Raw genomic sequence first — 11,060 nt, 5'->3', positions numbered from 1 at the left:
TTGTTTACCAAGGAGTTTTCCGTTTCGACTGCGCCGGAAGTGGGGCGAATTATAGACTTCCAGAATCTGCCGTCAACCCCTGATTTGGCTTTTCTATCAGGTTGCCCAAAATCGCTGCTTATATATAGACGCGACCGTCGCGAATGCGCAATATATTGCCCAAACCATAGAACAACACTTTCGCTTCCCACTTCGGACGATGCCACGCTATGAATGACCATCCCCGCAGCCTCGTCTCGACCCTGTTCTCGGTGGGCCTGCTTTTAATAGCCATGGCGTCGATCCAGTCCGGCGCCTCATTGGCCAAAAGCATGTTCCCGATTATCGGCGCTCAGGGGACCACCACCCTGCGGCTGCTCTTCGCCAGCGTGATCATGCTGATCCTGTTGCGCCCATGGCGAGCGAAGCTCACCGCAAAATCCTTGCGTACCGTTATCGTCTACGGGATGGCACTGGGCGGCATGAACTTCCTCTTCTATATGTCTTTGCGCACCGTCCCCCTGGGTATTGCCGTCGCCCTGGAGTTCACCGGGCCACTGGCGGTGGCTATCTATGCCTCACGCCGCGCAATCGACTTTTTGTGGATTGCCTTGGCGGCTATCGGCTTGCTGCTATTGATACCGACAGGAGCGACAAGTGCGGGAATCGACCTGGCAGGCGCCAGTTATGCCTTGGGTGCAGGGGTGTGCTGGGCGCTGTACATCCTGTTCGGCCAGAAGGCCGGCGCCGACAATGGCGTACAGACCGCAGCGTTGGGAGTGATGATTGCCGCACTGTTCGTCGCGCCTATCGGCATCGTCCATGCCGGTGCCGCCCTGCTGACTCCGTCATTGATCCCCGTGGCCATCGCTGTCGCCCTTCTGTCCACCGCCCTGCCCTATACGCTGGAGATGGTCGCGCTCACCCGAATGCCAACCCGGACTTTCGGCACATTGATGAGCATTGAACCGGCTATTGGCGCGCTTTCTGGCCTGCTGTTTCTCCACGAATACCTCACACTGTCACAGTGGATGGCGATCATGTGCATCATTCTGGCTTCCGTGGGGGCGACCATGACCATGGGAAGTGCTGCCAAGCCCGCGGTCGCGGCGGATTGATACAGGATTTGACGCAGGTCTGGTATTTGCCGCTCAATTAGGCCATGTTTAGGCCCGCAACCGAATGTCATCCAAGGATTTTTCAGGATAGGGATATCAGAACGCTTCAATCGAAAGCGAATGCAGCCACACCCGGGCGCGAGATCCGGGAGCGCTATAAGGACAGTAATGAAACGAATTTTGCTATTGATTGCCGTACTCGCAATTGCGGGTTGCGCGGCGACATCGAAAACACAAGTCAAACATGGCAAGAAAGGGCTGCATATCAATTGTTCAGGGCTTTCGTCATCCTGGGACAAGTGCTACACCAGCGCCGCCAACTCGTGCGCGCCCAAGGGTTACAAGGTCATCGCCAAGTCGGGAGATGCCGTGGAAGAACCAGGTGATTATCCATTTGGTCTCAACCCTGCCGGCTATACCAGCCGAAGCATGATCGTCATTTGCAAATAGGTTGATGCCGCCCGGCAATCTGGCGGCCAATCTCATCGTAACTGGACTTCAGCACAGTGCGCTGGATGCCGGGAGTGGCCAGCATTCGCGCCACGACCAAGGCACCGATGCATTGCGACAGAATCGCCCACGCCAGACTGTCGCTTTCCAGAATACTTGCCCAACGCTCCTGCAGCCGACAAATCCAGACCTCCGCCTCCTGGCGAACAGCGATATCTGAACGAGCAATTTCGGCTCCCAATACCGGTAATGCACAACCGGACTCCGGGTGCTCGACATGGGCCATGCTCAGATAATGCTTCAGGCAACGTTCGAGCCTGTCGCAATCCTGATCAGCACCCAAACGCTCCAGGCTTTGGCACAACTCGCGTTCAACGATCGAAGCGAACAGTTCGTCCTTCGACGAAAAGTGACTGTAGAAAGCAGCACCACTCAAGCCGATCGCCTTCATCAGCCCGTCGACGCCTACCGTGGAAAAACCGGACTTTTTGGCCGAAACCGCGCTGCTTGTCAGCAGTTTCTCTCTAGTTTCCAGCTTGTGATTGGCCGAGTAACGCATTGCCTTGCCCTCAGGATTGACTGTCTTGACGCATGCCAAATCCTAGCATAACGTTCGTTCAGTTAACGATCGTTCATCAAAGGGATCTACCCATGAATAATAAGAAGGTCGTACTGGTTGTCGGCGCCGGTGATGCCACCGGCGGCGCGATTGCCAAGCGTTTTGCACAGGAAGGTTTCATTGCCTGCGTCACTCGTCGTAGCGCGGACAAACTCCAGCCATTGGTCGATGCAATCAAGGCCAATGGCGGTGACGCCCACGGATTTGCCTGTGATGCACGTAAGGAAGAGGATGTGATTGCGCTGGTCGAGCAGATTGAGACCGAGATCGGCCCCATCGAAGCGTTTGTTTTCAACATCGGCGCCAATGTGCCGTGCAGCATTCTCGAAGAAACTGCCCGCAAGTATTTCAAGATCTGGGAAATGGCCTGTTTCTCAGGTTTTCTCAATGCCCGTGAAGTGGCCAAGCGGATGGCCAGGCGCCAACGCGGCACGATTCTGTTCACCGGCGCCACCGCTGGCTTGCGCGGAGCGGCAGGATTTGCAGCCTTCGCCGGCGCCAAGCACGGGATTCGCGCACTGGCTCAAAGCATGGCCCGCGAGCTGGGGCCGATGAATATTCACGTTGCCCATGTCGTCGTCGACGGCGCCATCGATACTGATTTCATCCGCAACAGTTTTCCGGAAAAGTACGCGACCAAGGACGAGGACGGCATCCTCAATCCCGAGCACATCGCCGAGAACTATTGGTACTTGCACTGCCAGCCCCGGGACGCGTGGACTTTCGAGCTGGATCTGCGCCCCTGGAACGAACGCTGGTAAGCCCTCCTCCCCTACAACAATAAGCAGAGCGCACCGACCATGAGCAAAACCGTGGAGTTTTTTTTCGATTTAGGCAGCCCCGCCACCTACCTGGCGTATACCCAATTACCGAAGATCTGCAAGCAGACCGACAGCCAGCTGGTCTACAAACCCATGCTGCTGGGCGGGGTCTTCAAAGCCACGGGCAACGCTTCACCGGCAACCATCCCGGCCAAAGGTCGCTACATGTTTCAGGACCTGGACCGCTACGCCAAACGATACGGCGTGCCACTGAAGTTCAACCCGCACTTCCCTATCAATACCCTGATGCTGATGCGCGCCGTCACCGGTATGCAATTACGTCATCCCGAACGCTTCCACGCGTTTATCGATTGTCTGTTCCACGCACTCTGGGTCGAGGGACGCAGCCTCGATGATCCGGCGACTGTTGCAGCCGTGCTGACGCGAAATGGTTTCGATCCAAACGAAGTACTGGCCCTTACCGCCGATGAGGACGTCAAAGCCGCTCTCAAGGACAACACCGAGCAAGCGGTCCAGCGCGGTGTATTCGGCGCACCGTGCATGTTCATCGGCGATCAGATGTTCTTCGGTCAGGATCGACTGGACTTCGTCCTTGAGGCCCTGCGTTAAATCTCGATGACCAAACGACCTTGAGCCGCTCCACCAGCGAGCAGTTCATGGGCGGCCTCGGCGGTTTGCAATGTGAACTGCCGCGGGTCAAGCAACGGCTTCAGCTTACCGGCCTCAATCAACTTCGCGGCGTCCCGAAGGATCTGTCCGTGGTGCTCGCCGCCCTTGCCAGTCAATAAAGGCAACAAGGTAAACACTCCGGAGTAAGTCGCGGCCCGAAACGACAACGGTGCCAGACTGTGCTGCCCCCATCCGAGACAGCTCACCACATGCCCCTCGTAGACCCGAGCAGCCTTGAAGGAAGCATCCAGCGTTTCACCGCCCACCGTGTCATAGACAATATCGAACCCCTCTCCCCCCGTGTGCTCCGCCACATAGTCCTCAACCGAAGACTTGCGGTAGTCGATAAACGTCGCACCGAAGCTTTCGATGATTGCCTGCTGACCCGCAGAGCCCGTGGCGAATACTTCAGCACCGAAAGCCCGGGCTATTTGCACCGCCACGTGCCCGACACCCCCAGCACCGCCATGGATCAGCACCTTCTGACCGGCACGCACTCGAGCCCGGTCTACCAATCCTTCCCATGCGGTAATCAACACCAGGGGCAACCCGGCGGTCTCACGCATACTCAGATTGCCCGGTTTGTGCGCCAGCAGACGCGCATCAACCACCGCGAACTGCGCAAGCGAACCTTGCGCACCGCCGATTCCGGTCGCCATCGCGTAGACCTCATCACCCGGCAGCCATCCACTTACGCCCTCGCCTAACGCCTCAATCGTCCCGGCCAGATCCATGCCCAGCACCGCTGGCAAGGGTTGTCGCGCATGAGCCGCCTGACCCGAACGAATTTTTCCATCCAGCGGATTCACTCCACTGGCTTTGATCCTGACCAACACCTGACCCGGTCCTGGCACAGGTCGCGGGATGGAAACCAAGCGTAACGGCCCGTTGGCCACATCAACAATCAGAGCACGCATTTGAAGTGAGTCAGTCATTTCGCAAATTCCTGTCAGAGGTGGCGGTAGGACGATCTTCCTCTCACTCACTCATGCCGATAAGACGCTGTATCGCTATAGTGACCATGCCCATTTGGCATCAATGAGAAACCCCATGGACAAACTCAATGCAATGGCCATCTTCGTCCGGGTCGTCGAGCGCGGCAGCTTTTCTGCAGTTGCCAGGGAGATGCAGACCAGCCAGCCAACCATCAGTAAAGTGCTAAGGGCGCTGGAAACTGAACTGGGCGGGAAGCTGATTTCCCGCAGCACGCGTCAACTCTCGCTGACTGACGAAGGTCAGCGGTACTACAGCGAGTGCCGACAAATCCTCGCGGCCGTGGACGCGGCGGAACACAGTTTTCATTCAGGACGCGAAACCGTTGCCGGCAACCTGAAGATCGGTTCCTCGGTCAGTTTCGGGCGATTGCAGATTGCACCGCGGCTTCCTGAGTTTCTGAAACAACACCCCCAGGTGCAGATAGACCTGCAACTCAGTGACCAGAATCAGGACCTGGTCAGCGAAGGCCTCGACGTCACGTTCAGAATCGGCGAATTGACCGACAGCGGTCTGATCGCCCGCCGCATAGGCACCACCCACCGAGTGACCGTTGCTGCGCCAGGCTACCTCAAGCAACACGGCCAGCCGCAAACACCAGAAGAACTGCGCGGACACAATTGCCTGCAATTCAACCTGCTGAACAGTCAGAACCTATGGGTTTACGAAAGCGGAGCCCAGCATCATGAGGTGCGGATCAAGGGCAATGCAAAAAGCAACAACTCAGAGGCGATCCGCGAGATGGTGCTGGGAGGATTGGGAATTGCTTTGTCGCCGGTGTGGTTGTTCAGTGAGGATCTGAACGCCGGGCGAGTGACTGCGATTTTGCAGGACTACACCGCGCAGTCGCTGCCGATTCATGCCGTGTCCCCGGCGAATCGTCGCCAATCCGCCAGGGTCAAAGCCTTTGTCGACTACATGAGTCAGGCGCTCGAAACAGCGCCTGAACTCCAACCGGTCAAATAGCTGCAGTCCGGGTGTTCAACCACTCAAGGGCTGCGCCTTCGAGCAACGGGCTCAAGCGCTGGCGCACCTCGGCGTGGTAGGCGTTGAACCACTGCTTTTCGTCGTCAGTCAGCAGCGACGGTTCCAGACAGCGAGTGTCAATCGGGCACAGGGTCAGGGTTTCGAATTTCAGGAACTCACCGAATTCGCTCTTGCCCGCTTCGGTGTTCAACACCAGGTTTTCGATCCGTACACCCCAACGGCCCGGTCGGTAAGTGCCCGGTTCGATGGAGGTAATCATGCCCGGCTGCATCGCAGTTTGCGGTGCTGCGGCGGCCTGATAGGCAATGACCTGCGGGCCTTCGTGCACATTGAGGAAGTAGCCGACGCCGTGACCGGTGCCGTGTCCATAATCAACACTTTCAGCCCAGATCGGCGCGCGGGCAATCGAGTCGAGCAAAGGCGAGAGAATGCCACGAGGGAATTGCGCACGGGACAGCGCGATGACGCCCTTGAGCACCCGCGTGCAATCGCGTTTCTGCTCATCCGTCGGCGTACCGACCGGCACCATCCGCGTGATGTCGGTGGTACCGCCCAGGTATTGGCCGCCGGAGTCGATCAGCAACAGACCGTCGCCTTCGATCACCGCGTGCTCTTCTTCGGTGGCGTGGTAGTGCGGCATCGCGCCATTGGCGTTGAACGCGGCAATGGTGTTGAAACTCAGCGACACATAACCCGGACGTCGGGTACGCGCGGCCGTCAGGTGTTCGTCGATGGTCAGTTCGGTGATGCGCTCACGACCCAACGCCGAGTCCAGCCAGGTGAAGAACTCGCACAGCGCCGCGCCGTCTTGCTCCATGGCCTGACGAATGTGCCCGGCATCGGCCAGGCTTTTCTGTGATTTGGCCAACGTGGTCGGGTTGAGACCTTCGACCAGTTTCACGCCGCTGTTCAGGTTATCCAGCAAACCGGCCGTCACGCGCGCCGGATCGACTTGCAAGCTCGCGCCGCTCGGCACGGCGCGCAAGGCGTCGGCCACTTCGCTGTAATCGCGCAGGGTCACGCCGTCTTGTTCGAGGACCGCACGCAGCTCGGCATCGACCTTGCTCAGGGCCACGAACAGAGTGGCCTGCTCTTGACTGATCAGCGCGAAGGACACGAATACCGGGTTGAACGACACGTCGCCGCCACGCAGGTTGAACAGCCAGGCGATGTCATCCAGGGTGGCGATGAAGTGCCAGTCAGCACCACGATCTTTCAACACCTCACGCAATTTCGCGAGCTTTTCACCCCGACTGACCGTCGCCTGCGGTGGCAAGTGCTGGTAGATCGGCTCATTCGGCAGCGTCGGGCGGTCGCTCCAGACTTCGCTCAACAGGTCGATGTCAGTGCGCAGGCGTGCGCCGCGTTCTTCAAGTTTGCCGCCCAGCGTCCGCGCCGACGCCACGGCCATCACCGCGCCATCTACCGCGACGACACCGCCTTCAGGGGTTTGCTCGGCCAACCAGTCCAGCGGGCCAGGCTGGCCCGGCTGCAGCTTGACCAGTTCAATGCCGCTGCCGTTGAGTTCCTTGCTCGCTTGTTCCCAGTAACGGCTGTCGGCCCAGACGCCGGCAAAGTCCGGGGTCACGATCAGTGTGCCGACCGAGCCATGAAAGCCCGACAACCACTGCCGCCCTTGCCAATAGCCCGGCAGGTATTCCGACAAGTGCGGATCGGCCGACGGCACCAGCAGGGCATGAATGCCCTCCCGGCTCATCAGCTCGCGGGTTTGCGCCAAACGTTGGGGCACCGATCCATTGATCGAAGGCTGCGTACTCATCATGTCTCCTGCTAATCACTTCATCATTATTGTTGAGTGCCGATCAGTGCCGACACTTTCAGGCCTTATTGCCAGAATGCCGGAGCACTGGCGCAGGCCGCTTTAATCAGTTGTGCCGCTTGGTCGACATCCTGTTCGGTGGTGAACCGGCCGAGGCTCAAGCGAATCGTGCGACCCGCCGAGCGGGCGTCATGCCCCAGGGCCAGCAGCACATGGGACGGGGCATTGCTGGCGGAGTTACAGGCCGAGGTCGCAGAAAACGCGATCGAGCTGCTCAGCGCCGCAGAATTGAACTCGCCTTCGTTGAAGGTCAGGCTCAGGGTATGAGGAATGCGTTGGGTCGGGCTGCCATTGAGCCGCACGCCGGGGATGCTCAGCAGTTGCTCGAGCAAGCGTTCGCGGAGCCGCACGATCGTGGCTTTTTCCTCGTCGAATGCGGCCGCCGCCAAGGCGAAGGCCACACCCATCGCAGCAATCTGATGAGTCGCCAAGGTGCCGGAACGCAAACCGCCCTCGTGACCGCCACCGTGAATCTGCGCCAGCAAACGCTGGTGCGCGCGCGGGCCGACGTACAGGGCGCCGATGCCTTTAGGGCCGTAGATCTTGTGCGCCGAAAACGACATCAGGTCCACCGGCAAGCGGGCAAGATCGATTGCCACTTTGCCCGCGCCCTGGGCGGCGTCGACATGGAACAGCGCATCACGATCACGCACCACCTGGCCGATGGCTGCAATGTCATTGACGGTGCCCAGTTCATTGTTGACCAGCATCAGCGACACCAGAAAGGTGTCTTCGCGCATCGCCTCGCTGACCGCTTGCGGGGTAATCAGGCCCTCAGCGTCAGGCACCAGATACGTCACGGCAACGCCTGTGTCCTGCAACTGCTTCGCCGTGTCGAGGATTGCCTTGTGTTCGATCTGGCTGGTAATGATGTGTCCGCCGGACACCCCGCGGGCCTGGGCCACGCCCTTGAGGGCAAGGTTGTTCGATTCGGTGGCGCCGGAGGTCCAGACAATCTGGTCCGCCTGAGCGCCGACCAGTTCGGCGACCTGGCGCCGCGCCTGCTCGACCGTTTGCCGGGCCTGCTGGCCGAAGGCATGGGAGCTGGACGCCGGGTTGCCAAAGTTTCCGTTGAAACCCAGACACTCGACCATGACCTTGATGACCCGCTCATCCACCGGCGTGGTGGCGGCGTAGTCAAAATACAGAGGACGTTTATTCATAGAAAACTCGCAGAGCATGTTCCGGGATCAGGAGGCTCGTCACTGAAACATCAAAGCGCAGCCTCGTGAGCTGCGCTGACCGTTCAGTGCGTTAGAAATACCTGATCGGAGGCCGTTAAAGAAGGACAACTTCATTTAAAAGTGCGTAGGAACGCTCCTGAAGTCGAGCTTAACAGGCATCGGCCAACCGGTTGAAGCGATGTGTCAGCTAAAGCTCTCGAGCAACAACGGATACAGCGAAGCCACCAACAGCAGGGCCATGCCCCAGTTGAACAGTCGCAACCAGCGTCGATCCTTCAACACATTGCGCAACAACGTGCCGCATCCGGCCCAGACGCCGACGCTCGGCAGATTGATCAAGGCAAAGACCGCAGCAATCACGATCACATTGGTGAAGTAGCCCTGCATCGGCGTGTAGGTGCTGATGGCACCGATGGCCATGATCCACGCCTTGGGATTGACCCACTGAAACGCCGCCGCTCCGAGATAGCTGATGGGTTTGCTGTCGCCCTTTTCACTCTCGGAGACCGGACCGGAATGGGCGATTTTCCACGCCAGGTACAGCAAGTACGCCGCGCCCACATAACGCAGAACCGTGTAGAACAAAGGATAGGTTTGAAACACGGCACCCAGCCCGAAACCGACCGCCAGGACGAGGACAAAGAAACCACACGTGATGCCCAGCATGTGCGGAATGGTGCGGTGAAAGCCGAAATTCACACCCGATGCCAGCAACATGGTGTTGTTCGGGCCAGGGGTAATCGAGGTGACGAGGGCAAACAGGGCGAAGCCCAGCAGCAGATCGAGCGAGAGCGTCATGAGCGGCAGTCCAATCAGGGTCAGTCAGGTGTTGACCCTATCGCACGCCCCCGGGGAAACCCATGGACAGTTACGTGAAACTTCGAACGGTACAGTTTGAGATCAGCTTGGACGACCGTGAAGCTGTACAGCACGTTCAGCGTTCATCTCGCCATGTTTGTCGAAACCGACCGGTTTTTGCGGCAGGCCGAGCAATTCGGCTTTTTTCGCATGGTACTCGTCGAACGACAAACCGCGACGATTCAAGTCCTCCAGCGCCAGTTCCCGAGTTTCTTCAGCGGTATAGGGTCGCAATTCGGGCGAGACATGGCTGGCACATCCGGCAAGAACGGAGACCGCGAGCAGCAGGAAAGTGGCGATTAGAGGTTTCATGGGTGGCGTCCTGGCATCTGGGTTCGAGGCAATGAACACAGGCTACCCGCCCCCTTCAAAGGGCAGAAATCAACGCTCTCGATAGTGGCTATCGAATTTGGCTAATACCGTTTAACCATCGAACACACGTTGTTGCGCGCAGCGTATCGCCTCAGCCATTACAACCAGGTGCAAACCGCTGCCCTGCTGGGCTTGAGCCGCAACGTCACGCGCACACGACTGATCAAGATCGGCGAACGGGCGGTGAACAAGCGCCGGCCCACGGAAAACGTGCAAGGCGAGCGCCTGATGCAATTGTCGATTTAACTCACCAGATTGCAGTGCAGCGCGTTGTCATGGCTACGTTCCAGACTGTGCAATACCTGGAACGAGCCAAACGTCACGGTTTTCGCCTGATGCGCGCGAATCAGCTGCCAGAAATCCTGCTCGCCGCTTTCAAAGCTCTGAAACGCAGCTTCCCCCGCCTCGCGAGTTTGCCATTGCAGGTAGTTGAGCACCCGCCGACCGTCGTCGCTGACTTGGATGCTCGCACTCAAAAACCCGCTGTAGCCTTGGGCCAGGCGCTCGGTCTGCTTTGACAAGGCCGACACCAACGCGGGTTGCTGATGGGGTTCGATCTCGAATTCGATCAACTGGGTGAAGCTGCGATTTTTCTCTGGCGCTTGCATGAAGAGTCCCCACTGACGTGTAAGCCGGACCTTGCGATCCGAAGGCGTGCAGGGTAAAACCTCGACTTAACTAGAGGTCAAGAGGCATTTTTCAAATGATCACCCCGGAACATCTGCACAAGGAACTCACTGTCGGCCAATTGGCCGCGCGCAGCGGCGTGGCGGTCACGGCCCTGCACTTTTACGAGTCCAAGGGGTTGATCAAAAGCAATCGCAATCAGGGCAACCAGCGGCGTTATCCGCGGGAAGTGCTGCGGCGGGTGGCGTTGATCAAAGTCGCGCAGCGGCTGGGAATTCCGTTGGCGGAGATTGGCGAGGCACTGAAAGCCTTGCCGGATAACCGAGCGCCGACGGCGGCGGACTGGAAGGTGATGTCGGCGCAGTGGAGTCGGGATCTGGATGAGCGGATCAGTCAATTGACCTTGCTGCGGGACAAGCTCAATGGCTGTATCGGCTGCGGGTGTCTGTCGATGGAGGCGTGTCCGTTGCGTAACTTTGGCGATGTGCTGGGGGAACAGGGGCCGGGGGCGCAGCTGTTGGAATCCGGGGCAGATCCGAAATAGCGGCGTGGCCTGCGCGGGCAAGCCTCGCTCCTACAGGA

The 11,060-nt window shown here is 58.8% G+C and carries 13 protein-coding genes and 1 pseudogene; 7 read left to right on the top strand and 7 right to left on the bottom strand.

Annotated features, from left to right (window positions below):
- Positions 1 to 209: 209 nt before the first annotated feature.
- Positions 210 to 1,097, top strand: coding sequence for a threonine/homoserine exporter RhtA (gene rhtA / locus AC1ROI_RS20760; protein ID WP_010461127.1), 888 nt, complete (start codon positions 210 to 212; stop codon positions 1,095 to 1,097).
- Positions 1,098 to 1,265: 168 nt separating this feature from the next.
- Complete coding sequence (locus AC1ROI_RS20755) at positions 1,266 to 1,547, top strand: hypothetical protein (RefSeq protein WP_010461128.1); 282 nt, start codon at positions 1,266 to 1,268, stop codon at positions 1,545 to 1,547.
- Here AC1ROI_RS20755 and AC1ROI_RS20750 read toward each other — a convergent pair.
- On the bottom strand, positions 1,534 to 2,106 hold the full coding sequence (locus AC1ROI_RS20750; RefSeq protein ID WP_102595806.1) for a TetR/AcrR family transcriptional regulator: 573 nt from the start codon (positions 2,104 to 2,106) through the stop codon (positions 1,534 to 1,536). The genes AC1ROI_RS20755 and AC1ROI_RS20750 overlap by 14 nt on opposite strands.
- Positions 2,107 to 2,198: 92 nt before the next feature.
- Between AC1ROI_RS20750 and AC1ROI_RS20745 the strand changes: the two genes are divergently transcribed.
- A complete protein-coding gene (locus AC1ROI_RS20745) occupies positions 2,199 to 2,927 on the top strand; it encodes an SDR family oxidoreductase (protein ID WP_083374668.1) in 729 nt (242 codons plus the stop codon).
- Positions 2,928 to 2,966: 39 nt separating this feature from the next.
- Positions 2,967 to 3,557 carry a 2-hydroxychromene-2-carboxylate isomerase gene (locus AC1ROI_RS20740; protein WP_102595807.1) on the top strand — a complete coding sequence of 197 codons (591 nt, stop codon included), beginning with the start codon at positions 2,967 to 2,969 and terminating at the stop codon, positions 3,555 to 3,557.
- Here AC1ROI_RS20740 and AC1ROI_RS20735 read toward each other — a convergent pair.
- Positions 3,554 to 4,552 (bottom strand): zinc-dependent alcohol dehydrogenase family protein, encoded by a 999-nt coding sequence (locus tag AC1ROI_RS20735; RefSeq protein WP_010461136.1) that lies wholly within the window; start codon positions 4,550 to 4,552, stop codon positions 3,554 to 3,556. The two genes, AC1ROI_RS20740 and AC1ROI_RS20735, sit on opposite strands and share 4 nt — an antisense overlap.
- 115 nt (positions 4,553 to 4,667) lie before the next feature.
- Between AC1ROI_RS20735 and AC1ROI_RS20730 the strand changes: the two genes are divergently transcribed.
- Positions 4,668 to 5,576: a LysR family transcriptional regulator gene (locus AC1ROI_RS20730; protein ID WP_077747874.1), complete on the top strand. Its 909-nt coding sequence runs from the start codon at positions 4,668 to 4,670 to the stop codon at positions 5,574 to 5,576.
- Here the strand turns inward: AC1ROI_RS20730 and AC1ROI_RS20725 are convergent.
- The 4 genes from AC1ROI_RS20725 to AC1ROI_RS20710 form a co-directional block, all read right to left on the bottom strand.
- Positions 5,569 to 7,377 (bottom strand): aminopeptidase P family protein, encoded by a 1,809-nt coding sequence (locus AC1ROI_RS20725; RefSeq protein ID WP_010461140.1) that lies wholly within the window; start codon positions 7,375 to 7,377, stop codon positions 5,569 to 5,571. The genes AC1ROI_RS20730 and AC1ROI_RS20725 overlap by 8 nt on opposite strands.
- Before the next feature lie 65 nt (positions 7,378 to 7,442).
- A complete protein-coding gene (locus AC1ROI_RS20720; RefSeq protein WP_010461142.1) occupies positions 7,443 to 8,600 on the bottom strand; it encodes a cysteine desulfurase family protein in 1,158 nt (385 codons plus the stop codon).
- Positions 8,601 to 8,804: 204 nt separating this feature from the next.
- Positions 8,805 to 9,419 carry a LysE family translocator gene (locus AC1ROI_RS20715; protein ID WP_010461145.1) on the bottom strand — a complete coding sequence of 205 codons (615 nt, stop codon included), beginning with the start codon at positions 9,417 to 9,419 and terminating at the stop codon, positions 8,805 to 8,807.
- Between the two features lie 102 nt (positions 9,420 to 9,521).
- Entirely contained in the window at positions 9,522 to 9,791 is a 270-nt protein-coding gene (locus AC1ROI_RS20710; protein ID WP_010461147.1) for a hypothetical protein, read from the bottom strand.
- Between the two features lie 117 nt (positions 9,792 to 9,908).
- Between AC1ROI_RS20710 and AC1ROI_RS20705 the strand changes: the two are divergent.
- A pseudogene (locus AC1ROI_RS20705) lies at positions 9,909 to 10,097 on the top strand (sigma-54-dependent Fis family transcriptional regulator); the annotation flags it as partial.
- Here the strand turns inward: AC1ROI_RS20705 and AC1ROI_RS20700 are convergent.
- Positions 10,094 to 10,459 carry an antibiotic biosynthesis monooxygenase gene (locus AC1ROI_RS20700; protein ID WP_102595808.1) on the bottom strand — a complete coding sequence of 122 codons (366 nt, stop codon included), beginning with the start codon at positions 10,457 to 10,459 and terminating at the stop codon, positions 10,094 to 10,096. The pseudogene AC1ROI_RS20705 and the gene AC1ROI_RS20700 overlap by 4 nt on opposite strands.
- Before the next feature lie 95 nt (positions 10,460 to 10,554).
- Between AC1ROI_RS20700 and soxR the strand changes: the two genes are divergently transcribed.
- The gene (gene soxR / locus AC1ROI_RS20695) at positions 10,555 to 11,022 is read left to right on the top strand and encodes a redox-sensitive transcriptional activator SoxR (RefSeq protein ID WP_010461153.1); all 468 of its coding nucleotides are present in this window, start codon (positions 10,555 to 10,557) and stop codon (positions 11,020 to 11,022) included.
- Positions 11,023 to 11,060 lie beyond the last annotated feature (38 nt).

It is taken from the genome of Pseudomonas sp. GW823-FHT02C02, assembly GCF_058797635.1.
This window is presented reverse-complemented; position numbering and strand designations above follow the sequence as displayed.